This window comes from Acidimicrobiales bacterium (assembly GCA_035536915.1).
GTDB lineage: Bacteria > Actinomycetota > Acidimicrobiia > Acidimicrobiales > JAHWLA01 > JAHWLA01.
On the sequence record DATLNE010000031.1, the window covers coordinates 88,619 to 113,317 of the forward strand.

The following is a 24,699-nucleotide window of genomic DNA, read 5'->3' on the forward strand; positions in this document are numbered from 1 at the left end:
TTCTCCGCCCATGGGAGAACCGCTGAGGCCGCCCGGCGCGACAGTGAGGGTGATGAGGACGGACGCGGAACTCCTGCTGGCGGTCGCCGACAACGACCGCGGCGCGTTTCGGGAGCTGCACGACCGCCACGTCCCCTGGGTGACTTCGCGCCTCGCCCGCCGCTGTGCCGATCATGAGGTGATCGCCGAGGCCGTGCAGGACACCTTCGTCGCCATATGGAAAGGCGCGTCGAGGTGGGACGGGCGAGGCGAGCCCGCGGCCTGGATGTGGGGCATCGCCATCCGCCGCCTCGTCGCCGTGTTGCGCACCCGCCAACGGTGGTCCCGGCCCCGCAGGCCGCTCGGCGCCCGGTCCGACGAGGTCGTCGTAGCGGCCGAAGAGCAGGTGTTGTACGGCGTGGAGCACGGCGATCTCGGGGGAGCCCTGCTGCGCCTGTCGCCCGAGCTACGGGTGGTCGTACAGGCAACGGTCCTCGACGGACTGTCGACCCGCGAGGCCGCCCGCCTCCTGGGCATCCCCCAAGGAACCGTGAAGACGCGCATGATGCGCGCCCGCGCCGAGCTTCGAGGAGCGCTCGCATGACCAACGCCACCTGGCACGCCACCCCCGCGGTACTGGCCCGGTTCGCCAACGATCCAACCGCCGTCGACGACGCAACCGCGGCATCGGTCGAGGTCCACCTCCTCTCCTGCGATCGCTGCCGGGCCGAGGTGGCGCGCCTCGCCGAGCCGGCGTCGACGGCAGCAAGCTGGGACGCGGTGGCCGATCGCATCGACCGGCCGCGGGTCCCCCTGCTGCAAGCGGTCCTCCAGCTTCTCGGCTTCCAGAGCGGCCCGGCCCGGCTGGCGGCGGCGACGCCCGGACTTCGCCTCTCCGGCCTCACGGCAGTCGTGGGGCTTACTGCTCTCGCGGTGACGGCCGCCCGCCACCTCGACGCCGGAGGCCCCTTCCTCATGCTGGCCCCGCTCGCCCCGCTCGCCGGCGTCGTCCTCACCTTTGCCGCCGCCGCCGACCCCGCGGGCGAGAGCGGACTGGCCACCGCCATGCACGGTGCCGGCCTGGCGCTACGTCGGGCCACGGCCGTCCTCGTCCTGGCCTTCACCGTCCTCGCCATCGGAGCAATTGCGGTGCCCTCGTTGGGGTCGGCGCCGCTCGGATGGGTCCTTCCGGCCTGCGCCGTCGCCCTCGGCAGCCTTGCCCTCGGCACGTGGGTTCGCCTCGAAGCGGCCGTGGGCGCGCTTGCCGCCACCTGGGTGCTCGGGGTGGGCGCCGTCCGCTACATCGACGGCTTCGACCGCCCCTTCGCCGACACAGTGTTCTTCACCCCGGCCGGGCAGGTGATCGCCCTCGCCCTCACCGTGGGGGCAGGCATCGTCTTGGCCGCCCGGGCCGATCGTTATTCGACCTTGGAGGCAAGGCTGTGAACGCATCTCTCGGCGTGTCCGTGACCGGGTTGCGCAAGCGCTTCGGCTCCACCGTCGCCCTCGACGGCGTCGACGCCGCCTTCGCCCCTGGGGTCAACGGCCTGCTCGGCCCCAACGGCGCCGGGAAGACCACGCTGCTGCGCATCCTCGCCACCGTCCTGCGCGCCGACGGCGGGACCGTCGATGCGTTCGGCCTCGACCCGTCGACAGGGAACGATCGCTTGGCGCTGCGGCGGCAGCTCGGGTACCTCCCGCAGGAACCCGGGTTCCACGATCACTTCACCGCCTTCGAGTTCGTGGACTACGTCGCCATCCTCAAGGAGTGGGCCGACCGCAAGGCCCGACACGACGAGGTGCGTCGAGTCCTCTCCCTCGTCGGCCTCGACGCGGTCATGCACAAGCGCATCCGCGAGCTTTCGGGAGGCATGCGCCGACGCTTGGCAATCGCCCAGTCGTTCATCGGGTGCCCGAAGCTCTTGGTCCTGGACGAGCCCACCGCCGGGCTCGACCCCGAGCAGCGACTCCGCTTCCGGGAGCTGCTCGGGACCCAAGCGGCGGGGGCCACGGTGTTGCTGTCGACGCATCAGACCGACGATGTCGCCGCCCTCTGCCAGCGAGTGGTCGTGCTCCTCGAAGGAAAGATCCGCTACGCCGGTGCCCCGACAGGACTGGCAGCGATGGCCGAAGGGCGGGTGTGGCTCGCACGAGATCGAGACGCCGGTGCACAGTTGGCGTGGATCGCCGCCGACGGACAGGTTCGCCACATCGGCGACCCACCGGCAGGGGCGCAGCTCGTCGAACCCACGGTCGAAGACGGTTACCTGCTGTTGGCGGGCCGGAGCGCCATCGAGCAAGCAAGCGCGGCGTGACCCAACGCCTCGTTCCCGTGCTGGCGGGCGTGTTGGCGACGACGGTCGTCGGCGGCGTCCTCACCGGTTCACTGGTGCTCCCGCTCGTCTCCGTCGGACCGATCGGGGCGCTCCTCTTGTACGCCGCCATCTCCGGCCGCCGGTCGGCGGTCGCCGAGCTGCCGTGGTCGCCGCCGGTGGTCGCCGCGCCGGTGCTCTGCACGCCCGGTAGCTCATGGCAGGTGGCGGCCGCCCTCGGCCGCGCCGAGTCGCGCCAACTCGCCGTCAGCCCGTGGTTCGGCGTCGCACTCGGTTTCCTCGCCATCTTCCTCGTGATGTTCGGTGTCGTCTACGCCGGTGAAAACGGCGACGTCTGGCATCAGGCGGCCGCCATGACGCCGTGGTTCGCCCACCCCGTCGCCGGGATGACCATCCTCGCCGTACACCGGGCGGTGACGCGGCCTGTGCGAGACGGGTCGGACGAGCTGTTCAAGTCGTGCCCGACCGAGCCTGTCGTGCGCGCCATGGGACTCCTGCGCACTGCGATCGTGCCGGTCACGATCTTCGTCGGCTTCCTCGTCGTCTACGGGGTCGCTGTCGTGGTGGGCAGCCCCAACCTCCACGGCCCCGTCTCGATCAACACGCTGCCTCTCCTGCTGGCCGGGCCTGTGCTCGTGGCGGGCGCGGTGGGCCTTGGCGTCGCGCTGGGGTTGTGGGTGCGGTTCGGGCTGGCGCCGGTCGTCGCCGTCGTCGGTGTCGGCCTGCTCTCCCTCAAGCTGGCCACGGCGGGCGATCCGGGGTGGAACGGCTCGTCGGCGTTGTCGACCTTCGGCCCCGACAGCGGCTCGCCACTGCTCCATTCCCTGTCGCCCACCTGGTGGTACCTGCTGTGGCTGGTGGCGCTTGTCGCGCTCGTCGCCGTGGTGGCGATGGCGCGCTATCGACTCGACCGGCCGGTTCGCCTCGCCGCCGCCGTGGGCGTCGTGGTGGCCATGGTGGCCGCTTTGTTCGGCACGGCCGGCCCCGACGCCGAGACGGCTCGGCATGTCGCCGACCTCATCGCCCGGCCCGCGTCGCATCAGGCGTGCGACCGGGTCGGTGCGCTCGTCGACGTCTGCACGTACCGCGACTACAACGAGCTGCATGCGAGCATCGTGGCGGCGGTCGCTCCCGTGGCCCGGGCGCTCCCCGCTCGGGCGCAGCCGATCACGCTGCGTCAGGGCTTCGGGGGCACCGAAGGCGACCTGCCCGTCGAGGTCCGCCGTCTGCTCCCGGCCGGGGTGCCTTCGCCCGGCGAGGGCGAGGTTGAAATCGGCTTTGCCTCTGCCGACAACGCCCTTCTCGAGTACCGGTTGCTCGTGGCGTTTGCCGCGCTTGGCCTTCGCTTACGGAGCGACGCCCTCGACCACGGGCCGTTGGTGATCGCCGGCGAAGCGCGGGGGGTCGTCGCCTTGTGGCTCGCCGCCCGCGGCCTCGACCCGGGCGACGCCGTCGGCCTTGCCACGGTCGAGCAACCCGGCGTCTCCGACAACAACCTCCGCGGGGGCGCAGGATCGGACGCGTTCGAACTGGGCCTGGCCTGGCCCGAGATGTGCGGTCCCGTCGTGTGGGCGCCACAGGACCTTGCCGCGGCCCGGGCGCTGATGCGCGCCCCCGAGGCCGAGGTCGCGGCGATCGTCGATGCCGGGTTCGCCCGCTGGTCGCAGCCCACGACCACGACCGACGACTTGCTGGCTGCGCTCGGCCTCCCGACGGTCGGCCCGGCCTCGAGGATCACCAGCCGAACCGAGAGCCACTGCTGATGCCGAGCGTGTCGGTCCTGGCTCGCGCCGCGTGGCCGACTGCGAAGGCGGCGCACCTCGGCTCCACAGCCGCCACCGTCGCCCTGGCCGCCTTGCCTGCGGTGGTGACGGTCGGACGTGGCGGCACCGAGGTGGGAACCGCCGTCGTGGCCCTCGTGCTCGGAGCCGGTGCCAGCCTGGCGTGGGCCGTCGACGATGCGGGCCGCGACTCGCTGATCGCCATGCCCGTGAGCGCGCCCGTTCGCGCCGCGGTGCGGGTGCTCGCCGCCGCTGTCGTCGCCGCGCTCGTCACCGGCGCCGGACTCGGCGTCGTCGCTGCCGGCCCCGGCCTTCCCTCCGACCTCGCCGATCGCGTGCCCGAGGGCACGGCCGCCGCGGCCATCGCCCTGGCGGTGGCATTCGCTGCCGCTCGGCGCGGCGAGAGGACATCCGGCGCCACCGGCGTGAGCGTGGGGCTGCTCGTCCCCGTCGCAGTTGCCGCGCTCGCCATGCGATGGCCGAGCTCGTTTCCCACGTTCGGCTCCGGGCCGCTGCACAGTCGTTGGTGGCTTCTCGCTGCCGCCGGAGTGGTGGTGGTCACGCGCAGTGGACGAGATCCCGCCCGTCGCTAGGGGCGTCACGCCCGTTGCGTGGCCGCAACCGCGAAGTGCGGGAACGGCTCGTGCTCGTCGGTCAGGTCGAGGCGGACCATGCTCATCGTGCGAAAGGTGGTGAGGCACGGTAGCGATTGTCACCTTCGCCCACACTGGGGACGACGCCTACAGCGCGCGGTAGCGGAGGCGTACGACGCCGCTGCTGAATCGGTGCTCGTCGAGGAGGACGAGGTCGGCGCGCGTGTCGGCCTGGAGCGCCGGGTTGCGCCCACCGAGGACGACGGGCCAGACGAAGAGGTGGCACTCGTCGACCAGCCCGGCCTTGAACGCCTGGGCCGCCAGGTTCGGGCCGCCCACGAGGAGGTCACGGCCCGCCTCTGCCTTCAAGTCGAGCACCGCGCCGGCGTCGAAGTGGCGCTCCAACCGGCTGTTGGCGGTGGGTACGGTCGACAGGGTGGTGGAGTAGACGACTTTGTCCGCGGCCTGCCAGGCGTCGGCGAACTCCCTCGTCATGTCGGACTGCGCAGCCAGGGCCGGGTCGGTCTCCCAGACGGCCATGGTCTCGTACATGCGCCGCCCGTAGAGGTACGTGCCCGCCGAGCGCATGATTTCGGTGATCGACACGAACACCTCGTTGTCGCGGGGCGCCCAGTCGAAAGCACCCCGTGCGTCTTCGGTCCAGCCGTCGAGCGACATGTTCGACGCGTAGATCAGCTTGGCCATCGTATGCTCCCAGTCTCCACCGACTCACTCGACGAGCTTGTCGTCCGACGGTAGTAGTCGGCTCGCTCGGCCCCGCATCTTTGACGAACGGTATGAATAGAAGATCCTCGAAGGGATCGGCGTCGTCGTCTTCGACGTTGTCCAGCGCCGACGGCCCCTGGGACCTGTTGGCCAACAGCACCGGCGCGCTCGCCACCGCGGTGGCACTCGAAGCGGTGAGGTGGCTCCACCGAGCGGCGTCCTCGGCGCGGTAGCCGCCGCCCGCCGGCATTTCAGCGATCATTGCCCGATGGGCAGTGCGCTGCGGCCGAGCGGCTTCTTCGCCTTCCGCGCTCCGGCGCTGCCGTTGTCGACCCTCGTCGACTGGGCCGACGGCGTACAGGCACCCACGGCCGCTCCTGGCGATCTCGCTGCCGCCCTCGAGCGCGACCGCGCCCTGCTGCGGGGGCGCTTGGCCGCACTGGCCCAACGGCCGGAGATCGCCGACGCCGTGGCCTTGGCCTCCCCCGACCTCATGGACGCCGTTCGCCATCGGCCCGACGACCCCGGCACGATCGCTGCCTTCGTGCGGTACCTGGCGCGCATGGCCGCCCGCTGCACGCCCTTCGGCGCATTCGCGGGATGCGGAGTCGGAGTGGTGGGCGACCGCCTGGCGGTGCGGTTGGCTGCGCCCGACTCGTGGCAGCAGCATCGCCGGCTCGACGGCGACTACCTCGACGCGTTGGCGCGGTCGCGGGTCGAGGCCCTGCGCCCCCGTATCACCGTGCGCCCCAACGACAGCCTCCATGCCGACGTCGGTCGGTGGCGGTACGTGAGCACGCGGCCCGACGGCGACGAACGCAGCTTCACCCTGGTGGAGGTGGCCGACTCCGACCACCTCAGGCGCGCCCTGGATGCCTGCCGCCACGGCGCACCGCTCGACGCCGTGGTCGACGCGGTCGTCGGCGGCGGGGTGGAACGCGACCGGGCGGCGCGTTACGTCGACCAACTGCTCGACGCGCAGGTCGTCGTCGCCGAGTTGGCGGTGCGCGTCACCGGGGGCGACCCGGCCGCCACCCTGGCCGACGACCTCGAAGCACTGGGCGACGCCGAGACGGCCGCCACCGTGCGGAGCCTGGCCGACGACCCCAGCGTCTCCGCCCGCTCGATCCAAGTCGACACCGTCACCCCCGCCGACGAAGCGGTGCTGCCTCGTGCCGCCGTCGACGAGATCGCACGCGCCGTCGAGGTGTTGCGACGCATCGCGCCGGTACCCGCCGCCACTGCGTTCGACCGCTTCAAGGAGGCGTTCGCCGAACGGTACGAAGAAGCCGAGGTGCCGCTGCTCGACGCCCTCGACGAGGAGACGGGCATCGGCTTCGGCGCCGATGCCGACCCGGCGCCGTTGTTGCGCGACCTCCGTCTCCCGCCGTCGCCGAAACCGTCGGTCGCCTACGGCGCTCGTGAGGAAACCTTGTTGGCGCTGTTGCACCGCGCCTGGGCAACCGGCGCCTTGGAGGTGACGCTCGGCCCTGACGACGTCGAGGCCATGGCCCGCCCCGACGCCCTCCCGCTGCCCGCCGCACTGGCCGCAGTCGTCGTGCCCGCCCGCGTCGACGGCGGCGTGCAGTACGTGCTGCATGCTGCGGTCGGCCCGTCGGGTGCGCGCCTGCTCGGCCGCTTCTGCCACGCCGATCCCGCGCTCGAAGCGCACGTGCGCGCCCATGTGGCCGACGAAGAAGCGCTCGACCCCGACGCCGTGTTCGCCGAGATCGTGCACCTGCCGTCGGGGCGCATGCTCAACGTGTCGGCTCGGCCCGTGCTGCGTGCCTACGAGGTCGAGTGGCTCGGTCGTTCCGGCGCGCCGCCCGAACGTCGCCTGGCCGCTGCCGACTTGCTGCTGTCCTTGCGCGGCGGCCGCTTCGTGCTGCGCTCGCGCTCGCTCGACTGCCGGGTCGTGCCGCGGCTCACCAATGCCCACAACGTCCATCGCCGGTCGCCCGGCGTCTACCGGTTCCTCGCCGCGCTCCAGGCCGACGGCGTGGCCGAGTGGACCAACTGGTCGTGGCAGCCCTTCGGGGGCGCGCCGTTCACGCCCAGGGTCAGGTGGGGCCAGGTCGTCCTGGCCCGAGCGCGGTGGTCGGCCACCGGCGGCGAGTTGCAGGCGCTCGACGGGTGGGAGGCGGTGCAGGCGTGGCGGGCCGAGCGGCGACTTCCTCGCTGGGCCTGCCTGATCGAGGGCGACAACGTGTTGCCCTTCGACCTCGACAACGCGCTGAGCGTCGACGTGTTGGTGCGCGCCGCACGCCGCCGCGCCACCGCCACCTTCGAGGAGCTGTTCCCCGGCCCCGACGAGTTGGTGGCAACGGCAGCCGACGGCGATCGCGCCGTGGAACTGGTGATCCCCTTGGTGCAGTCGCAGCCCGTCGTCCCGGCCCCCGTGTCGCGGCCTGCGGCACCCGTGCGCCGGGTGTTCCCGCCGGGCTCGGAATGGAGCTACGTGAAGCTGCACACCGGTCCGGCCACGGCCGACCGCCTGCTGCGCGACCACGTGCGTCCGTTCGTGCGCGACCTGATGACATCGGGGCAGGCCGACTGCTGGTTCTTCGTGCGCTATGACAACCAGCTGCGCGTGCGTGCACGGGGTGCGTCCTTGGAACCGCTCGCCACTCGGGCCGTCGAAGAAGGGCTGGCCTCCGACGCCGAGGTGGCGACGTACCGGCGCGAGGTCGAGCGCTACGGCGGGCCCGAGGGCATCGCCATCGCCGAACAGGTCTTCCACGCCGACTCCGACGCCGCCGTCGACCTGCTCGCCTTGTTCGAGCCGGGCGCCCCTGGCCACGACGCCCGTTGGCGGATCGGTGTGTTCGGCACCGACATGTTGTTGCGCGACTTCGGCCTCGACGCTGCCGCCCGCACCCGTTTCGCCCGTCGCATGGAGAAGGCGTTCGAGCACGAGTTCAGAGCCGACGCCGCACTGCGCACCGCTGTGTCCGCCCGAGCGCGAGCCGAACGCAACGCCGTCACCCTGCTGCTGGCCGCCACGCCCGACAGCGAGCATGCGTTGGCCCCGGGCATCGCCGTAGTGGCGGAACGATCGAGCCGCATCGCCCCGTTGGCGGCCCAGTTGCACGCCCTCGGCGCGCCCGTCGAGCAACTGGCGGAATCGTTCGTGCACATGTGGCTCGATCGCCTGTGCCGCTCGCAGAACCGGTTCCACGAATACGTCACCTATGCCCTGCTCGCCCGGATGGCCCGCAACACGAGCACGCCGCCGAAAACCGGTTCATACTGACCCTATGAGCGACGACCGGAACATCGACGAGGCCGACGATCTCGACCTGGTGCCCGACGCATTGAAGGACCTGACGGTGCCGGGCGAGGACGACGTGCGCGGGGGCGCCGCCACCCCCGGGAGAAACTGCGAGTGCGGGACGGCTTGATGGGCGGCGACTCGCCGGAGGGGACCGGCGACCTCGACCGCGACCTCGTGCCTGATGCGCTCAAGGACCTGACGGTCTCGCCGGACGAGGGCGACGACGTCGCCGGCGGTGCCACCACGCCTGGCGGCGGCTGTTACGCCGGCACCTGGTGAACGCCCCGGCGTCGCCGGCGTGGAGGTAGTCGAGCCCTACCAGCACCTCGCCGGGTTGGGGCGCCCGCCTTTGCGTTCGTTCGGCCACGGGGCGGCAGGCGTGGCCTACGCGTTGTGGCGCTGCGCCACGCTGACGGGCGACGACGACGCAGGGCGGGCCGCCCTCGCCTGGGCGGCCGAAGCGCAGTCGGCCGTGCACGAGCCCGACGCCTTTGTCGGCCCGCCCCCGGTCTTCCCCGACGGGGCGTTCCCGTTGACGACGTCGTTGTACTTCGGCGAGGCCGGCGTGTGGTGCGTTTCCGCCTTGCTCGGAGCCGGCGGCGTCGAGCGCTTCGTCGACATCGCCGAGCGCTGTCCCGAGCAGTCCGTCGACGTGGTCGGCGGCGCCGCCGGGCTCCTCCTCGGGCTCGCCCTCCTCGTGGAGCAGCTCCACGCGCCCGCGGCTCGATCGGCAGGCGAACGACTGGTGGTTCGGTTGGCGCCGGCACCCACCTTGCCGTTGCTGGGCGCCGCCCACGGGCGGGCGGGCATCGTCCACGCCCGGTTGCGGTGGTGCCAGGCGACGGGGGCGCAACCCGACGAGCACGTGCGCGACGAGCTCGGCCGGCTGTTGGCCGCCGAGGTGGGCAAAGGACGATGGCCCCGCCGCTCCGACACCGACGAGGCATGGCCCGGGTGGTGCCACGGCAGCGCCGGGTGGGCACAGCTGTGGACCTTGGCCGCCGAGGTCACCGGTGACGACTCGTTCGTGGCACCCGCCGAACGAGCCGCCGCCTACGCGCTCGCCCACGGCGGCGGAGGAGCGAGCCTGTGCTGCGGCGCCGGCGGCCATGCCTACGCCGCCCTCGCCGTCTACCGGGCCACCGGGGAGCGGGCGTGGTTGGCGCAGGCCCACCGCGCTGCCGAGCGGGCTGCGGTCGAACCGGCCGGCGATCGGTTCCCTGAGCACAGCCTGTGGGGTGGGACCCTCGGTGCGTCGCTCCTGGCCGTCGAGCTCGCCTACCCCGACGCAGCGGCACTGCCGCTGTACCGCAGCCTCAGGCCGTCCTCGTAGGCACGGCGCCGATGGCGTTCCGCACGATTATCGAGCCGTTCCGCATCAAAGCCGTCGAGCCGAGGTGGTGCGCCTGGCCCGGCCTCGGCGGGTCTACACGGAGGCCGACAAGCTGCGGGGCTTCCGCATTTGTGGAGCAGGCACCGTGGCTGCGCCATTTCACCGCTCGGCTGGAGCCGCTGCCTGCGGGCTGACCTACACGGCGGGCGACGGTGACCACCTGACGGCCGGTCCCTCGCTGCCGAAGAACCGCCGTCGGATGCGCTCGCGCAGAGGACCACCGGTGCGGGCGGCGTCGTGCGCCGCTAGTCGCACCTCTCGCCGCTGCAGCCGCTCTTCCATGATCGTCGCCAACTCGTCGAGCCACTCCGGGTGCGCCTGCAGAAGCGGCTGGTACTGGCGGAAGCCGATCTCCAGCACCAGTGCCCCGCCGACGGCGCGCACGGTGGCGCTGCGCCGTTCGCCGGTCAGCAACGACATCTCGCCCACCACCGCGCCGCGCCCCATCGTCTCCACCAGCACGTCGTCGCCGTCGTCGCGCCGCAGGAGGATCTCGACCTCGCCGTCGCCGACGACGAACAGCGAGTCGCCCGCGTCGCCTTGCACCACAAACCGCTCGGTCGGGCCCAGCAACAAGGGCCGCACGGCGGCGGCCAGGTCGCGCAAGTCGTCAGGGGAGAGCATGCGCAGGATGGCCACCTCGGTGAGCAGCGCCTCGATCTCCGCAGTGGTGGGCGTCGTCTGGTCGACGGGCTCCGTCACGTCGAGGCGCTCGCTGTAGCCGTCGCGCCGCTGCAGGACGGCAACGCCCTCGGGGCGGTGCATGTGGGCCTCCAGCAGGCTCACCTGCACGGGCACGCTCTCATCGCCCGCGTGGTCCATGAGGCCACGGACTTTGGCCCACTCCGCCACCGCGTTCATCGACGCCCGGTACTGGTGGCACGCGGTGGCGTAGAGCCCCTCGTGGCCGGCGACCGACCACCGCTGCCACAGGACCCGCTCGCGCACCGAACGGGGGAAGAAGCCGAGCTCGGGGAAGGCGGCCGCCGTTTGGCGCAGCACGGCCCGCTCGGCGTCGCGGAACACCCGTTGCCAGGTCTCCTGGGCGTTGTGGTGGTTGGCCCCCGCCAGTTCGATGGCGTGCTTGAGGTCGTCGTGGTGCACGTGGAGGAACTGCAACGTCGCCCGCTTCTTCTGGAGCAGGTTCATGGCCGACACCGGTCCCGTGCGCGGTCGGCCCATCCGGGGGAACTCGATGGTGCGCAACGCCCACACGCGCCGCCAGGCGTCGGGGTCGAGGCGGCCTCGGATGTCGCGGTACGCCTCGTTCGTCTCGAAGGCGGCGCGCTCGGCGGGGTCGAGCAGGTCGCCTGCTTCGTCGCGCACCGCTTCGAACACGCCGAGGCACGTGAGCAGTTCGAGGTAAACGCCCACCCGCAACAACCAGGCGGGGTCGGTGAGGTGGCGCTGCTTGCCGACGATGTCGGCGACGAGGGCGCGGGTGTAGAGCGCGGCCTTGTCGCCCCCGATGCGCAGGACGGGGAACCACGGGTGGTACTCCACGCCCGGGTCGTCCACGCCCGCGGCGGCGGCTTGGCGGGCGGTGTCGGCGGTCAGCAGCCGCTCGATGATGCGTTCGTACAGCAGCCCCAGCCGGCTCACCTCGCACAGGTCGAGCGCGGTGGCGTCGGCTGCCACCTCGTGGCCGTCGCGGACGACGCGCACTCGCACATGCACCTGTTGCAGAAAGCCCACTGAGAAGCCGAGGTCGACGCCGGCCATGTCGTCGTCGGGCGCCACCGTGAGGCGATGGCGTCCGTCGCTGTCGACGGCGAGCGGCCGGTGGTGCCAGCCGGGCACTGGCCTGCCGCCCACTTCCACGGTGGCGTCGACGTCGTCGCCCGACGCCAACCCGGCCACGTCGAAGAGGACGATGGCCTGGTTCGAGCCGTCGGCCGCGCCCGTCACCAACGCTGCGCAGTCGCTGGAACCGAGCCCTGGGTGCATGGCTTCGTCGGTGGGCCGCCGTCCGGGCACGAAGCGCACGATCCGGCACGTCGTCGCGTTCACGGCTGCGTTACCGTTCCGCCATGGCGACGGAGAACCCCCTGTTGGCAGCCGCTCGGGGCCTGGGGCCCACCATTCGGGCGGCGGCCGAGCAGACCGAGCAGCAGCGGTGCCTGCCCGCCGAGGTGGTGCAGGCCATGACCGAGGCCGGCCTGTTCGGCATGGCCGTGGCTGCAGCGCGTGGTGGCCCCGAGCTCGACCCGGTGGGCCAGATCGACGTGATCGAGGAGGTGGCGTTCTCCGACGGCTCGACCGGGTGGTGCCTGATGATCGGCTGCGACACCGGCTACTGGTCGGCGTGGGTCTCCGACGACGCGGCCGACGGCCTGTGGGCCGACAACCCGTTGGGACCGAGCGCCATCGTGCTGGCGCCCGGCGGCACGGGCGTGGCCGTCGACGGCGGCTACCGGGTGAGCGGGCGGTGGCCCTTCGGCAGCGGCCGGGCCCATTGCGACGTGGTGGGAGCGGGCTTCCTCGTCACCGGGGCCGACGGGGGTTTCGTGCTCGGCGACGACGGCATGCCCGTGTGGCGCATCGCCTTCGTGCCCGTGGCGGAGTCGACAACCGTCGACACCTGGCACACCACCGGGCTGGCCGGCACCGCCAGCAACGACTTCACCCTCGACGGCGTGTTCGTGGCCCAGGAACGCACCTGCGACCTGCGAGGTACGTCGCAGCGCAGCGAGCCGCTGTACGCCGTCGGGAACTTCTTCCTCTCCAAGATGGGGGCCGTGCCCCTCGGCATCGCCCGCCGGGCCTTGGAGGAGTTCGTCACCTTGGCGGGCACCAAGGTGCAGATGCCCGCCATGAACCACCTGCGCGACGAGCCCTTCGTGCAGGTCTCCGTGGCCGACGCCGACGCCCGCTTGGGCGCGGCGCGGGCGTGGCTGCGGCAGGTGACCGGCGAGGTGTACGCCGCAGTGTCGACAGGGGAGCAGCCCTCGTTGGCGCTGCGAGGCCGCCTGCGCATGGCCGTCACCCACGCTGCCCACACGTCGAAGGACGTGGCCGGCCTCGTCTACGAACTGGCGGGGGGTGGCGCCGTCTACAAGCCGGGCATCTTCGACCGATGCCTGCGCGACGTGACCACGGCGTGCCAGCACATCGTGCTGCAGCGCAAGAACACCGCCGCCTTCGGCCGTGCCCTGCTCGGGTTGGAGCCCGAGGCCCTGTTCGTGTAGCCCGCGCATTGCGGTCAGCCGTCGAAGGCGGCGAGGACGAGCGCGGCGTGGTCGGCCAGCCGTTCGAGCAGGTCGACGCCGCGTTGGTGGTCGGTCGCGGTACGCGTGGGGTCGAGCACAGCCAGGGTGCCGAGCACCTCGCCTTCGTGCACGATCGGCGCAGCCAGGATCACGTCGGGACTGTAGCCGGCCCGCGCCGCCGTCCCGTGGCTGTAGCCGGGCTCGCGTACCGCGCCGGTCACCACCAACGTCTGGCGGGTGGCTGCGGCCCGTCCGAGGATCCCTTCCTCTCGCGGCATGCGGGTGCCGATCAGCACGTCGGCACCGACACCCGACACGCCGCGGAACACGAGTTCGTCGCCGACGAGGACCACGAGCGACGACGTGGTCGCGCCGAAGGCGGTGCGGGCGACCTCGGTGACCGAGGTGAGCAGTGCCGTCAGGTCGACCGACATTCGTCCAGTCTTGCACTCGCGCAACCGTTTGTTCTGCCCGGGTGGAGCGGACGTTTGTCGGCCCTGCCGGCCGGGCACGGTGGCGCCGATGACGGCGACGACGCAACCAGACGAACAAGGCGAGGGCATGGCCCGCGTGCTCGGGTGGGCGAGCCTGGCGCTGGCCGTCCCCCAGCTCGTCACGCCCAAAAAGGTCCTGCGGCTGGCCGGGGTGCACCCCGGGACGGCGAGCGCCTCGCTGGTGCGGTTGGTGGGCGTCCGTGAGCTCGGCGCCGCCGCCGGGCTTCTGAGCAAGCCCAAGCAGGGCGCCTGGCTGTGGGCTCGGGTGGCGGGTGATGCCATGGACCTGGCCCTGCTGGGCCGGGCGCTGCGGGGCGCAGGCACATCCCCTCGTCGCCTGACGCCGGCGACGGCTGCCGTGGTGGGCATCACCGCCCTCGACATCGTGGCCGGGCTCCAGCGCAATCGTGCTGCCAAGGCGGAAGGGGCGACGGCTACCACACGGGCCCGTAGCGCGGTGACCGTGAACCGGCCCCGGGCCGAGGTCTACAAGTTCTGGCGGCAGTTCGAGAACCTGCCGCAGTTCATGCACCACCTCGAGGCGGTCGACGAACACGCCGACGGGCGGTCGCACTGGAAGGCCAAGGCGCCCTTCGGCCGCACCGTCGAGTGGGACGCCGAGATCGTGGAGGACATCCCCGAGCAGCACATCGCCTGGCGGGCGCTGCCCGGCTCCGACGTCGACAACCGCGGCGTGGTCGGCTTCCGCGACGCCCCAGGCGGGCGCGGCACCGAGGTGCTGGTGGAACTGGCTTTCGAGCCGCCCGGCGGGCCGCTCGGCGCGGTGGCGGCCAAGCTCTTCGGCGAGCACCCCGACCAGCAGATCGCCGACGACCTCCGGCGCTTCAAGCAGATCATGGAGACGGGCGAGATCGTGGTGTCGGACGCCAGCCGCGACGGCACCAAGACCCTCAACCAGGTGCGCCAGCGCGACGCCCAGCCAGGGGAGGCCCGATGAAGGCGAACTGCTGGATGGGGATCAACCGCGTCGAGGTGCGTGAGGTCGACGACCCCAAGATCCTCAACCGCCGTGACGCCGTCGTGCGTGTCACGTCCACGGCCATCTGCGGCTCCGACCTCCACCTCTACGACGGTTACGTGCCGACCATGGAGAAGGGCGACATCCTCGGCCACGAGTTCATGGGCGAGGTGGTCGAGGTGGGTTCCGGCGTCGACAACCTGCGCGAGGGCGACCGGGTGGTGGTGCCGTTCCCCATCGCCTGCGGCGCCTGCCTCATGTGCGAGAAGGGGCTGTACGCCGCGTGTGAGAACTCCAACCCCAACGCGGGCATGGCCGAGAAGCTGTTCGGGCATCCCTCGGCGGGCATCTTCGGCTACTCGCACCTCACCGGCGGCTACGCAGGCGGCCAGGCCGAGTACGTGCGGGTGCCGTTCGCCGACGTGGGGCCTCTGAAGATCGAGAGCGACCTCACCGACGAGCAGGTGCTGTTCCTCTCCGACATCCTCCCCACGGGCTACATGGGCGCCGAGTTCTGCGACATCAAGCCCGGCGACGTCATCGCCGTGTGGGGCGCGGGGCCTGTGGGCCTCTTCGCCATGGTCTCGGCCCACCTGCTGGGGGCGTCGCAGGTCATCGCCATCGACCGTTTCGACTACCGCCTCGAAATGGCGCGTGAGAAGGCCGGAGCCGAGACGATCAACTACGACCAGGTCGACGTCAACGAGGCGCTGAAGGACATGACCGGCGGCCGCGGCCCCGACGCCTGCATCGACGCCGTGGGCCTCGAAGCCCACCACGGCTTCGCCCCCATCCATGCCTACGACCGGGTGAAGCAGGCGGCCCGCATGGAGACGGAGCGGGCCCACGCTTTGCGCCAGGCCATCACCTGTTGCCGCAACGGCGGCATCGTGTCGGTCATCGGGGTCTACGGCGGGATGGTCGACAAGTTCCCGATGGGTGCGGTGGTGAACAGGGGACTCACCATCAAGGCCGGCCAGTGCCACGTGCACCGCTACATGCGGCCGCTGCTGGAGCGCATCGAGAAGGGCGAGATCGACCCCACCTTCGTGATCACCCACCGCCTCCCGCTGGCGGAGGCGGCGCACGGCTACCAGATCTTCAAGAAGAAGCAGGAGGACTGCGTCAAGGTCGTGCTCAGCGCTTGAGCCGCGGCAGCGGCGCCACGCGACTACGTTCGTGACCGCAACACCGAGAGGTACACACACCACGCAACGGCGCTCCCTTGGGGGGGGATCTCGGCCTTTCGTGCATCCAGCGGAGCGCGCTCGCGCCCGCTTCTTAATCGAAAGGGAAACCGTAGATGAAGCGTCCAGCCGTACTGGTATTGCCAATCCTGATTGCACTCGCCAGCCTTGGAGTGCAGCCCGCGTCGGCCCAGGAGGACGTGTGCACCGGCACCGGAAACATGTCCACGGGATCTGGGCTTGGCGAGCTACCCACGCAAGTCACCACCACGTTCTCAATCACTTTCACCGCTGGCACGTGTGCCCTCGGTCTCGGGTTTGCAGCCTCCGGCACGCTGACAGGGGCCTGCGGTCACTTCACAGGCAGTGGCATCTCGAACTTCGGGCAGCGGTTCGCGCTCACGAGCATGGGGGCAGTCGTCGTGCTGACCGGCCGCGTGACGGGAGTCATGACGGTCGTCGAGGATCCGACTGATGCAGGCTCCTGCACGACTGGAAGCGCCAGGCGGTTCGTCGTCGGGGCGGTGTTCACGAAAGATCCCCCTTGTCCACCCGGTTATGCGTACGTATTCCGCGAGCAGACAATCAATGGCGTCGGGGTCTACGTCGAGACATGCTGGCCGCTGGCGTAGCGATGTCAGCCTGAACGGCGCCGTCGCAGGGGCGGCACCGTGCGGGGTGCTTGCTGGCGGGGCGGGAGCTCCGTCAGCAACGCAGTCGTGGCCTCGGCCACCTGGCGAACGGCTCGTTCGAATGGCTCGACCGTGCGAGGCGAGACACTTTGCACGCCGCTTACCTTGCGCACATACTGCCGAGCAGCGGCCTCGATCTCTTCGGCCGTCGCCGCAGGCGCCAGCCCTCGAAGGGTCGTGATATTGCGGCACATGGCGCCCACGCTAGGCCTTCCACTTCACGGGTTGACGTTGCAGGTCCGCCATCGAGCGGTCCCGGCGGTGGACCCTTTGTTTCCTTCCACAGAGACAGAGGAGCCCACCGCCGTGACGCCGGAACAGATCATCCACCATCGACGCCTTGTCGTCCTGCACCAGGCGGGCCACAAGCCCGTGGCCGAGGTCTGCCGCGACCACGGCATCAGCCGCACGACCTACTACCGCTGGGCAGGCCGTGCCCGCCGCTACGGCCTCGCCGGGCTGATGCCCAAGGACCGCCGCCCGCCCGTGATGCCCAACGCCACGCCGCCCGACGTCGTGGAGGCGGTGCTGGCCGAGGCGGTGGCGCGGCCGACGCTCGGCGCGGGTCGCCTCGTCGAGCACCTGGCCGAGCGCGGCATCGTGCTGTCGGCCTCGGGCGTGCAGAAGCTGCTCGTGCGCCACTGCCTGGGGCGCCGGGCCCAGCGGGTGCGGGCGCTGGCCCAGATCACCGCGGCGGACAGCGGCCTAATGACCGACGACGCCCGCTCGGGGCCGTTCGGCTTCTGCCCTTTCGCTGCCCGCCCGGGCGACCCCGTGGCCCTCGACACCTTCTACGTGGGGCGCCTGAAGGGCGTAGGCCAGGTGTGGCAGCTCACCGCCGTCGACACCGCCACGCGCTGGGCCGTCGTGCATCTCTTCGTGGGTGATAAGACCGCCGAGCGCGCCGTCGCCTTCGTCGACCACGTCGTGGAGCGCCTGGCGGCCGTCGGCGTCGAACTGCACCGCGTCCTCAGCGACAACGGGCCGGAGTTCTTCGGTCTCGCCTTCCGCCACGCCATGGCCGACCGTGGCCTCGACCACCACCGCATCCCGCCCCGTTCGCTCAACCACAACGCAGTGTGCGAGCGATTCCAGGGCACGGTGCTCGAGGAGTTCTACCGGCCTGCGTTCCACCGGCAGCGCTTCGACACTGCGGCCCAGCTCGACGGCCAGCTCCAGGGCTGGGTCCACCGCTACAACACCCGTCGCCGCAACCGCGGCGACTTCATGCGCGGCCCACGCCGCTCGACGTGCAGAACTCGCATCGATGACACAACCGAGGGTCCATCTGTCGCCTCGGCTCGTGGAGCGGAAGGAACCCGGCGCCTTCCACACGACGTTGCATGTGGCCCGCTCGCCCCCGGCGGAAATTGGCTACAACGTGGCCGGGCTCTACCTCGATGACATGGGCCGAGAGTTTGGCGATGGTCGCCTGCTGCGGCCTCGTCGTCATCGGCCACCCGACGACGACGAGTGGCCCGTCCTACGGGGTGCGGCCTTACACGTTGGAGCGACCGCTGACCGCCCGGGTGCCCCTCGTGAGTGGACGGCTGGCCGCCGCCACGGTTTGATCGTCGTATGACAGGGCGGCAGACCGGGCCCGAGGACGAAGCGGCGGGGCCGACGGCGGTCGTGTCTGCCCTGCGCCACGCGCTGCCTGCCATGGGGGTGCGGCGCACGGCGGCCACCATGCTGCGCATCAACCAGCCTGACGGCTTCGACTGCCCGGGCTGCGCGTGGCCCGAGCCGCCGCCGGGCGAGCGCAGCCATGCGGAGTTCTGTGAGAACGGGGCCAAGGCGCTGGCCGAGGAAGCGACCACCAAGCGCATCGGGCCGGAGTTCTTCGCCGCACACACCGTCGCCGACCTGTCGGCCCATGACGACTTCTGGCTGGGCCAACAGGGCCGCCTGACCGAGCCCATGGTCCGGCGGGCAGGCAGCGAACGCTACGAGCCCATCGGCTGGGACGACGCCTTCGCCTTGGTGGCCGACCGACTCAACGAGTTGGCGTCGCCCGACGAAGCCGTCTTCTACACGTCGGGCCGCACCAACAACGAGGCGGCCTTCCTCTACCAACTCTTCGTGCGCCAGTTCGGCACCAACAACCTGCCCGACTGCTCCAACATGTGCCACGAGTCGAGCGGCGTCGCCTTGGGCGAGACCATCGGGATCGGCAAAGGCACCGTCACCCTGGCCGACTTCGCCGTCGCCGACCTCGTGCTCGTGGTGGGCCAGAACCCCGGCACCAACCACCCCCGCATGCTCGGCGCCCTCGAAGGCACCAAGCGCAACGGCGGCCGCATCGTGGCCGTCAACCCCCTCCCCGAGGCAGGCCTCACCCGTTTCCGGAACCCGCAAAAAGCCCGGGGCTGGATCGGCAAGGGCACGCAACTGGCCGACCGCTTCGTGCAGGTTCGGGTCAACGGCGACCTGGCGTTGTTCCTCGGGCTCAATCGGCTGCTGATCGAAGCCGATGCCGTCGACCGCGCCTTCGTCGACCAGCACACCACCGGCTTCGACGACTACGCCGCCGCCCTCAAAGAGCTCGACTGGGCCGAACTGGAGGCGGCGTCGGGCATCGGGCGGGCCGACGTCGAAGCCTTGCGCGACGAGGTGCTGGCCGCCGACAAGGTGATCGTGTGCTGGGCCATGGGCCTGACCCAGCACCGCAACTCGGTGGCCACCATCCGCGAGCTCGTGAACTTCTGCCTCCTGCGGGGAAACATCGGCCGTCCGGGCGCCGGGCTGTGCCCGGTGCGAGGCCACTCCAACGTGCAAGGCGACCGCACCATGGGCATCACCGAGCAACCTGGCCCCGCCTTCCTCGCGGCGCTGAGGACAGAGTTCGCCTTCGACCCGCCCACCCGCTCGGGCTTCGACACGGTCGACGCCATTAACGCCATGGCCGAGGGCCGCGCCAAGGTGTTCTTCGGCCTGGGCGGCAACTTCGTGGCCGCCGCGCCCGACACCGCGGCGACCACCGCGGCCCTGCGCCGGTGCCGCCTCACCGTGCACGTCTCCACCAAGTTGAACCGCTCGCACCTCGTCACCGGCGAGGAGGCCCTGATCCTGCCGTGCCTCGGTCGCACCGAACGCGACCGCGGCCAGTTCGTCACCGTCGAGGACTCCATGGGCTTGGTGCACGCATCGACGGGACGGCTGGCCCCCGCCTCGCCGCACCTGCTCTCCGAAGTGGCGATCGTGGCCCGACTGGCGGCCCGCACCCTCGGCGGCCGCTCCACTGTCGACTGGACCCGCTTCGAAGCCGACTACGACGCCGTGCGCGACGCCGTCGCCCGGGTGGTGCCCGGCTTCGACGACTTCAACCATCGGGTGCGCGAACCGGGCGGCTTCGCCCTCCCCAACGGCCCTCGCGACGCCCGCCGGTTCGACACGCCGACTGGGCGAGCCCGCTTCAGCGTCAACCCGCTCACCGTGGCCAGTGCGCCGCCAGGGCGCCTCATGCTCATGACCGTCCGGTCGCACGACCAGTTCAACACCACCATCTACGGCCTCGACGACCGCTACCGCGGCATCCGCAACGACCGCCGCGTGGTGTTCGTCAGCCCCGACGACCTCCGCCCGCTCGGCTTGTCCGACGGCACCGTGGTGGACCTGGTGGGGGAGCACCACGACGGCGAGCGCCGGGCCGAGCGCTTCCGCATCGTGTCCTACCCGGTGACGCCGGGCACCTGCGCGGCCTACTTCCCCGAAGCCAACGTGCTGGTGCCCCTCGACAGCACCGCCGAGGGCAGCAACACGCCGACGTCGAAGTCGGTCGTCGTTCGGCTTGAGCCCTCGGGCCACGTACCATTTGTTCGATGACCAGTGGGACGAGGACGACCGGCGCGGTGGCCGATATCGGCGCGCTCGCTCCCGGCGAGCACGTGTGCTGGGCGGTCGACACCGACGACGACTACCACCGGCTGGCGACCTCGTGCATGGCTGCAGGCACGAACGACGGCGACAAGGTCTTCTATTTCGGGCCCGAAGCGACGTTGGCGGCCTCGCCCGGGCCTGCCGCAGCCACAGCGGCCCTCGACCCGGCCGTCACCGTCCTGGGTGGCGGCGCGCTGGTGCCCAGCGTCATGCTGGAGATGTTCCATCGTGAAGCCGCCTCGGCGGCCAAGGAGGGCTATCGGGCCCTTCGAGTTGTCGCCGACATGGACTGGGTGGCCAGGCGGGTCACCCCTGAAGAGCTGACTGCTTTCGAATTGAACCTCGACGCCGTCGTCCACCAACTCGGTGCCGTCGTGATCTGTGCCTACCGCACCACTACGTACTCGGCCGAGGAGGTCGCGCAGGTGAACACCGTGCACCCGCAGGAGTTCGGCCGACCCCCCGACAACCTCGGCTTCCGCGTCTGGAGTGGCGGCCCGCAATGCTGGGACGTCGCCGGCGAGGTCGACTGCTTCAATGCCGACGCCTTCGGCTTCGCCTTGGCCTCGGCGGCTGCGTCCGGCCCCGTCCGGGTGCGGCTCACGGGCTTGGCCTTCATCGACGTGGCGGGCATGCGTGCCATCGCCACCGCCGCCGCGTCGGTCCCGACCGTTCGCATCCAACTCGAAGGCCCGTCGGAAACGTTCGTGCGGTGCTGGACGCTGCTCGGCTACGACGCCCTGGCGCCGGTCGTGGAAGTGGTCCGATGACGACGACGTCCGCGCTGGGATCCACCGGCTACGAGAGCGCCTTCCGGCACGAGGCGCTGTTCTACGCAGGCCTCGACGAGTTCCGTGACCGCATGGTCGAGTTCATCGGCGAAGGCGTCGATGCGGGCGAGCCGGTGCTGGTCGTGGTGAATGCGGCCAAGGTGGCCATGCTCACCGCCGCCCTCGGCCCCAAGGCCGCAGGCGTGCAGTTCGCCGACATGGCCGACGTCGGCCAGAACCCCGCTCGTATCATCCCCGTGTGGCGCGACTTCGTGGCCACCCACGGCGGCGAGGGCCGCCCCATGCGTGGCGTAGGCGAGCCCGCCTATGCCGAACGCACGGCCGACGAGATGGTCGAATGCCGCAGCCACGAGTCGCTGCTGAACGTGGCGTTCGCCGAGAGCCCCGGCTGGTGGCTCTTGTGCCCGTACGACACGACCACGCTCGACCCCGCGGTGGTGGCCGACGCCCGTCGCACCCATCCCTACGTGATGTCGGGCGGCACATGCGCAGGCAGCGACTGCTTCGACACCGAGGGCACGCTGCACTCGCTGGCCCAGCCTTTGCCCGAGCCGCCGTTCACGCCGCAGGAACTGTCGTTCCAACCGCGGCGCCTCGACGAGGTGCGCGGGTTCGTGTCGCGCCACGCCATGGCCTGCGGCCTCGCACCGCTGCGCATCGACGACCTGGTGCTGGCTGTGCACGAGTTGGCCACCAACAGCCTCCGCCACGGCGGCGGCGAGGGCACCGTGCGCTTGTGGCGCGACGGCAGCGCCGTGGTGTGCGAGGTGCGCGACACCGGCGTGATCAACGAGCCCATGATCGGCCGTTACCGTCCTGCCGCAGAGCAAGAGGGCGGCCGCGGCCTGTGGCTGGTGAACCAGCTCTGCGACCTCGTGCAGGTGCGGTCTTCGGCGGCGGGCAGCATCGTCCGCCTCCGCATGAACGTCTAGTTCTAGGGGCGTCGACCCGCCAGGTCGAGCAGCTTGGCCTGGAGGGGCGCGTCGTCGGGCACGGTGCCGCTGCGACCCTTGCCGAAGATGCCGCCTGTGGCCAGGTCGTCGGCCATCGGTTCCATGCCGCCGTAGAGCAGTTCCACGACCTCGGCATCGAGTTGCTCGCCGGCGCCGATGGCGCGGGCCAGGTCCCATGCGTGCAGCGCCTGGTCGGCGATGCGGAAGCCGAAGAGCTGGAAGCCGGGGATAGGGCCTGCGGTGGGGTGGGCGCACGTGCGCTCGAGGGCGCCGTCTTCGGCGAAGGCCGCCCGTTGTGCGGCCACGCTGTCGAGGAACGAGGCCAAAGGGTTGTCGCCGAGGAAGTCGCTGCCCCACGCGGCCACGACCTCTTCGGACGTGGCCCCGTGCAGGAGGGCGACCGACATGCGGTTGGCCCCGACCACGTGGTTGACGAGGGCGCGCACCGACCACTGCTCACACGGCGTCGGCGCCTCCCACTGGTCGGCCCGCACCGCCCGCAGGCGCCGTTCGAAGTCCGCCGCCGACCGGTCGAGAGCCTCGAAGAAGTCCATGGGCGGAGCGTACTTTGGGCGTCGCGGGGTACAGCGAGGCCCATGTCGACGTCTCTTCCTGGTGCCGTGGCGCGGGCGGGCGCCGCCGCGCTGTTCGGCGCACTGACCGCAGGCAGGCGCAAGCGAGTCTTCCACCCGGTCGGCGGCGGCTTCGAGGCGACGTTCAACCCGGTGGCCGGTGCCTTCGACGCCCCGTTGTTCGCCGACGGCGAGCCCCGGCGGGCGGTGGTGCGCATGTCGAAAGGGATCGGGTTGCCCGGCCGCCTGCCCGACGTGCTCGGCTTCGCCGTGAAGATCCTCGAGCCCGAGCAGGACTTCCTGCTCGTCACCTCTGGCAGCGCCCCCGGCGCCCGCCACCTGCTGTGGCCCGCGGCCGACGCCTGCGCCCGGCCGTACTCGTCGATCCTGTTCTTCCGGGCCGGCTGCGAGACGGTCGTGTTCGGCGGCGAGCTGACCGAGGAGCGCACGTTCCGCTTGACGGCGGCCACGGCCACCGGCCCGTGGCGCGCGGCCGGTTTCGTCGAGCTGCACGACCCGCTGCCCGACGAGGTGTCGCAGGAACTGCACTTCAACCCCGCCAACAGCGGTGGCGGCATCGAGCCCGTCGGCCCCCTGAACCGCCTCCGCGACGCCGCCTACCGCGCCAGCCAACGCGCCCGCGCCGAACACCAGACCACCACCACCGGCTGAGAGTGCGACGTGTAGCTACCGCGAAGTCAACGTGCCCGGTGGTCGGGTGGTGCGGGTTCGGCCCCGTGGGTCGGTGATCACCAGGGTGCCGTCGGGCTTGAGCTTTTCGGACCAACCCGGCTGGTGGCCGAGGTGGTGGTGCCTGCTGCACTTGAGCACCAGGTTGTCGAGGCTGGTGGTGCCGCCGTCGTGCCACGGGACCACGTGATGGGCCTCGCACCACTGCGACGGGCGGTCGCACCCCTCGAAGCGGCAGTGCCGATCACGCAGGACCAGCGCCGACCACAGCGGGGCCGGGATCGTGCGGGTGGAGGTGCCGTAGTCGAGGATCGTGCTCCGGCCGTCGGTCACCACTCGGTGGATCGCTGCGTCGCACGCCAGCGCCTGCACCGCCGAGGCGTCGAGCAGCCCGCCGCCGACGAAGCTGCCGCCCTTGCCCCGCACCAGGGCGTCGTAGTCGACCACCACGTTGAGGTGCGGCCGGTGCCTGCCACCGCGCCGACCGCTCTGGTGGTCGAGGAAGAACCTGCAGACATCGACCAGCGCGTCCGCCCGCCGCTGCGACGGCAGCACGTCGGGGTCGTCGACCATTGCCAAGCGCAACGCCGTGGCCACCGTCTCGCCGCCCAGCGGGTCCAACGAACCCGTGAGGTCCCACTGGCCGTCCAAGGTCTGCGAGAGGTGCACGCCTTGGTCGAACGTGGGCTCGATGTCGAGCGTCGCCTTCCACTGCTGCATGGCCACCGCCGTGTCGGCCACCGACAGGTCGACCAACGCGGGCACGACCGCCGCCTCGTGCTCTGCGAACTCCGGCGTGGCGTTGCGCACGATCGCTTGCACTTGGCCGCCCGACAGAGCCCCTGACAACCAGCACGCCGCCGTCATCGGCAGGGTGCGGAGCTTCTTCGCAGTGGACGCCGCTGACTTGGCGGTGCTCGACGTCATGCCCGCGTGGTGCCGCAGCCAGGCCGTCATCGACGTCGCTCCGTCGAGCTCCCACATCGCCTCGGCGTCGAACTCGCCGACCGCCGCCGCCAGCTTCGCGTTGAGCAGGTCCGCCACCTTCAAGACCTCTGCCAGGGCGTCGCCGTCGAGCGGAACTTCCAGCTTTTCGACGACGTCCCGCAGTTCTCCAACCACGCTCTGATCGTACACACGTTCGATCAGCAAATCAAGCAAAAACCCTTGTAAA

25 protein-coding genes are annotated in these 24,699 nt (G+C 71.2%); 19 read left to right on the forward strand and 6 right to left on the reverse strand.

Translation table 11 applies throughout. The features are described from left to right. The first annotated feature begins 52 nt into the window (after window positions 1-52). The 5 genes from VM938_07945 to VM938_07965 are packed head-to-tail and all read left to right on the forward strand — an operon-like array spanning window position 53 to window position 4,686. Window positions 53-583, forward strand: a complete 531-nt coding sequence (locus VM938_07945) for an RNA polymerase sigma factor (GenBank protein ID HVF74965.1) — start codon at window positions 53-55, stop codon at window positions 581-583. Beyond that, window positions 580-1,425, forward strand: a complete 846-nt coding sequence (locus VM938_07950; GenBank protein HVF74966.1) for a hypothetical protein — start codon at window positions 580-582, stop codon at window positions 1,423-1,425. Before VM938_07945 ends, VM938_07950 begins: the two co-directional genes overlap by 4 nt. Continuing rightward, window positions 1,422-2,294, forward strand: a complete 873-nt coding sequence (locus VM938_07955; protein HVF74967.1) for an ATP-binding cassette domain-containing protein — start codon at window positions 1,422-1,424, stop codon at window positions 2,292-2,294. Before VM938_07950 ends, VM938_07955 begins: the two co-directional genes overlap by 4 nt. Continuing rightward, complete coding sequence (locus tag VM938_07960; GenBank protein ID HVF74968.1) at window positions 2,291-4,075, forward strand: hypothetical protein; 1,785 nt, start codon at window positions 2,291-2,293, stop codon at window positions 4,073-4,075. The genes VM938_07955 and VM938_07960 overlap by 4 nt, the downstream gene beginning before the upstream one ends. Then, window positions 4,075-4,686, forward strand: a complete 612-nt coding sequence (locus VM938_07965) for a hypothetical protein (protein HVF74969.1) — start codon at window positions 4,075-4,077, stop codon at window positions 4,684-4,686. The genes VM938_07960 and VM938_07965 overlap by 1 nt, the downstream gene beginning before the upstream one ends. Window positions 4,687-4,833: 147 nt before the next feature. On the opposite strand, the gene VM938_07970 is transcribed toward VM938_07965, so the two are convergent. After that, a complete protein-coding gene (locus tag VM938_07970; GenBank protein HVF74970.1) occupies window positions 4,834-5,391 on the reverse strand; it encodes a dihydrofolate reductase family protein in 558 nt (185 codons plus the stop codon). A gap of 289 nt (window positions 5,392-5,680) precedes the next feature. Here VM938_07970 and VM938_07975 point away from each other — a divergent pair, with 289 nt between their 5' ends. Genes VM938_07975 through VM938_07990 form a run of 4 tightly spaced genes read left to right on the forward strand, consistent with a single transcriptional unit; the run spans window position 5,681 to window position 10,019 of the window. After that, on the forward strand, window positions 5,681-8,665 hold the full coding sequence (locus tag VM938_07975; protein HVF74971.1) for a lantibiotic dehydratase: 2,985 nt from the start codon (window positions 5,681-5,683) through the stop codon (window positions 8,663-8,665). Window positions 8,666-8,669: 4 nt separating this feature from the next. After that, window positions 8,670-8,813, forward strand: a complete 144-nt coding sequence (locus VM938_07980; protein HVF74972.1) for a hypothetical protein — start codon at window positions 8,670-8,672, stop codon at window positions 8,811-8,813. Further along, window positions 8,798-8,965 (forward strand): hypothetical protein, encoded by a 168-nt coding sequence (locus tag VM938_07985; protein HVF74973.1) that lies wholly within the window; start codon window positions 8,798-8,800, stop codon window positions 8,963-8,965. The genes VM938_07980 and VM938_07985 overlap by 16 nt, the downstream gene beginning before the upstream one ends. 19 nt (window positions 8,966-8,984) lie before the next feature. After that, window positions 8,985-10,019, forward strand: coding sequence for a lanthionine synthetase LanC family protein (locus VM938_07990; protein ID HVF74974.1), 1,035 nt, complete (start codon window positions 8,985-8,987; stop codon window positions 10,017-10,019). 195 nt (window positions 10,020-10,214) lie between these two features. Here the strand turns inward: VM938_07990 and VM938_07995 are convergent, their stop codons facing one another. Next, window positions 10,215-12,089, reverse strand: coding sequence for a cyclic nucleotide-binding domain-containing protein (locus VM938_07995; GenBank protein ID HVF74975.1), 1,875 nt, complete (start codon window positions 12,087-12,089; stop codon window positions 10,215-10,217). Between the two features lie 20 nt (window positions 12,090-12,109). Here VM938_07995 and VM938_08000 point away from each other — a divergent pair, with 20 nt between their 5' ends. Next, entirely contained in the window at window positions 12,110-13,267 is a 1,158-nt protein-coding gene (locus VM938_08000; protein HVF74976.1) for an acyl-CoA dehydrogenase family protein, read from the forward strand. Between the two features lie 14 nt (window positions 13,268-13,281). On the opposite strand, the gene VM938_08005 is transcribed toward VM938_08000, so the two are convergent. Further along, a complete protein-coding gene (locus tag VM938_08005; protein HVF74977.1) occupies window positions 13,282-13,722 on the reverse strand; it encodes a GAF domain-containing protein in 441 nt (146 codons plus the stop codon). 88 nt (window positions 13,723-13,810) lie between these two features. Here VM938_08005 and VM938_08010 point away from each other — a divergent pair, with 88 nt between their 5' ends. The 3 genes from VM938_08010 (at window position 13,811) to VM938_08020 (ending at window position 16,580) form a co-directional block, all read left to right on the forward strand. Next, window positions 13,811-14,740 carry an SRPBCC family protein gene (locus VM938_08010; GenBank protein HVF74978.1) on the forward strand — a complete coding sequence of 310 codons (930 nt, stop codon included), beginning with the start codon at window positions 13,811-13,813 and terminating at the stop codon, window positions 14,738-14,740. Further along, window positions 14,737-15,909: a zinc-dependent alcohol dehydrogenase gene (locus tag VM938_08015; GenBank protein HVF74979.1), complete on the forward strand. Its 1,173-nt coding sequence runs from the start codon at window positions 14,737-14,739 to the stop codon at window positions 15,907-15,909. Before VM938_08010 ends, VM938_08015 begins: the two co-directional genes overlap by 4 nt. Before the next feature lie 155 nt (window positions 15,910-16,064). Further along, window positions 16,065-16,580, forward strand: a complete 516-nt coding sequence (locus VM938_08020; protein HVF74980.1) for a hypothetical protein — start codon at window positions 16,065-16,067, stop codon at window positions 16,578-16,580. A gap of 5 nt (window positions 16,581-16,585) precedes the next feature. Here the strand turns inward: VM938_08020 and VM938_08025 are convergent, their stop codons facing one another. Beyond that, window positions 16,586-16,834: a DUF2277 domain-containing protein gene (locus VM938_08025; protein ID HVF74981.1), complete on the reverse strand. Its 249-nt coding sequence runs from the start codon at window positions 16,832-16,834 to the stop codon at window positions 16,586-16,588. 67 nt (window positions 16,835-16,901) lie between these two features. Here VM938_08025 and VM938_08030 point away from each other — a divergent pair, with 67 nt between their 5' ends. From VM938_08030 to VM938_08050, 5 genes are read left to right on the forward strand one after another with little or no spacing between them, the layout of a single operon-like run. Continuing rightward, entirely contained in the window at window positions 16,902-18,044 is a 1,143-nt protein-coding gene (locus VM938_08030) for a helix-turn-helix domain-containing protein (GenBank protein HVF74982.1), read from the forward strand. 20 nt (window positions 18,045-18,064) lie between these two features. Beyond that, window positions 18,065-18,211, forward strand: a complete 147-nt coding sequence (locus tag VM938_08035) for a hypothetical protein (GenBank protein HVF74983.1) — start codon at window positions 18,065-18,067, stop codon at window positions 18,209-18,211. A gap of 7 nt (window positions 18,212-18,218) precedes the next feature. Continuing rightward, window positions 18,219-20,465 carry an FdhF/YdeP family oxidoreductase gene (locus tag VM938_08040; protein HVF74984.1) on the forward strand — a complete coding sequence of 749 codons (2,247 nt, stop codon included), beginning with the start codon at window positions 18,219-18,221 and terminating at the stop codon, window positions 20,463-20,465. Further along, the gene (locus tag VM938_08045) at window positions 20,462-21,289 is read left to right on the forward strand and encodes an MEDS domain-containing protein (protein HVF74985.1); all 828 of its coding nucleotides are present in this window, start codon (window positions 20,462-20,464) and stop codon (window positions 21,287-21,289) included. The genes VM938_08040 and VM938_08045 overlap by 4 nt, the downstream gene beginning before the upstream one ends. Beyond that, on the forward strand, window positions 21,286-22,242 hold the full coding sequence (locus VM938_08050) for a sensor histidine kinase (protein ID HVF74986.1): 957 nt from the start codon (window positions 21,286-21,288) through the stop codon (window positions 22,240-22,242). Before VM938_08045 ends, VM938_08050 begins: the two co-directional genes overlap by 4 nt. A gap of 2 nt (window positions 22,243-22,244) precedes the next feature. Here VM938_08050 and VM938_08055 read toward each other — a convergent pair whose 3' ends face one another. Further along, window positions 22,245-22,817, reverse strand: a complete 573-nt coding sequence (locus tag VM938_08055) for a TIGR03086 family metal-binding protein (protein ID HVF74987.1) — start codon at window positions 22,815-22,817, stop codon at window positions 22,245-22,247. A 42-nt stretch (window positions 22,818-22,859) separates the two neighbouring features. Between VM938_08055 and VM938_08060 the strand changes: the two genes are divergently transcribed. Next, window positions 22,860-23,507 (forward strand): hypothetical protein, encoded by a 648-nt coding sequence (locus VM938_08060; protein HVF74988.1) that lies wholly within the window; start codon window positions 22,860-22,862, stop codon window positions 23,505-23,507. 15 nt (window positions 23,508-23,522) lie between these two features. On the opposite strand, the gene VM938_08065 is transcribed toward VM938_08060, so the two are convergent. Further along, entirely contained in the window at window positions 23,523-24,647 is a 1,125-nt protein-coding gene (locus tag VM938_08065; GenBank protein ID HVF74989.1) for a DUF222 domain-containing protein, read from the reverse strand. Window positions 24,648-24,699: the final 52 nt, after the last annotated feature.

Excerpts from the sequence above, each read along its gene's own strand:
- VM938_08050 (HVF74986.1), top strand. The coding sequence starts at position 21,286 with ATGACGACGACGTCCGCGCTGGGATCCACCGGCTACGAGAGCGCCTTC.
- VM938_08020 (HVF74980.1), top strand. The coding sequence starts at position 16,065 with ATGAAGCGTCCAGCCGTACTGGTATTGCCAATCCTGATTGCACTCGCC.
- VM938_08015 (HVF74979.1), top strand. The coding sequence starts at position 14,737 with ATGAAGGCGAACTGCTGGATGGGGATCAACCGCGTCGAGGTGCGTGAG.
- VM938_07975 (HVF74971.1), top strand. The coding sequence starts at position 5,681 with ATGGGCAGTGCGCTGCGGCCGAGCGGCTTCTTCGCCTTCCGCGCTCCG.
- VM938_08005 (HVF74977.1), bottom strand. The coding sequence starts at position 13,722 with ATGTCGGTCGACCTGACGGCACTGCTCACCTCGGTCACCGAGGTCGCC.
- VM938_07970 (HVF74970.1), bottom strand. The coding sequence starts at position 5,391 with ATGGCCAAGCTGATCTACGCGTCGAACATGTCGCTCGACGGCTGGACC.
- VM938_08040 (HVF74984.1), top strand. The coding sequence starts at position 18,219 with ATGACAGGGCGGCAGACCGGGCCCGAGGACGAAGCGGCGGGGCCGACG.
- VM938_08000 (HVF74976.1), top strand. The coding sequence starts at position 12,110 with ATGGCGACGGAGAACCCCCTGTTGGCAGCCGCTCGGGGCCTGGGGCCC.
- VM938_08045 (HVF74985.1), top strand. The coding sequence starts at position 20,462 with ATGACCAGTGGGACGAGGACGACCGGCGCGGTGGCCGATATCGGCGCG.
- VM938_07950 (HVF74966.1), top strand. The coding sequence starts at position 580 with ATGACCAACGCCACCTGGCACGCCACCCCCGCGGTACTGGCCCGGTTC.
- VM938_08035 (HVF74983.1), top strand. The coding sequence starts at position 18,065 with ATGGTCGCCTGCTGCGGCCTCGTCGTCATCGGCCACCCGACGACGACG.
- VM938_08055 (HVF74987.1), bottom strand. The coding sequence starts at position 22,817 with ATGGACTTCTTCGAGGCTCTCGACCGGTCGGCGGCGGACTTCGAACGG.
- VM938_08060 (HVF74988.1), top strand. The coding sequence starts at position 22,860 with ATGTCGACGTCTCTTCCTGGTGCCGTGGCGCGGGCGGGCGCCGCCGCG.
- VM938_07965 (HVF74969.1), top strand. The coding sequence starts at position 4,075 with ATGCCGAGCGTGTCGGTCCTGGCTCGCGCCGCGTGGCCGACTGCGAAG.
- VM938_08010 (HVF74978.1), top strand. The coding sequence starts at position 13,811 with ATGACGGCGACGACGCAACCAGACGAACAAGGCGAGGGCATGGCCCGC.
- VM938_07945 (HVF74965.1), top strand. The coding sequence starts at position 53 with ATGAGGACGGACGCGGAACTCCTGCTGGCGGTCGCCGACAACGACCGC.
- VM938_08025 (HVF74981.1), bottom strand. The coding sequence starts at position 16,834 with ATGTGCCGCAATATCACGACCCTTCGAGGGCTGGCGCCTGCGGCGACG.
- VM938_07980 (HVF74972.1), top strand. The coding sequence starts at position 8,670 with ATGAGCGACGACCGGAACATCGACGAGGCCGACGATCTCGACCTGGTG.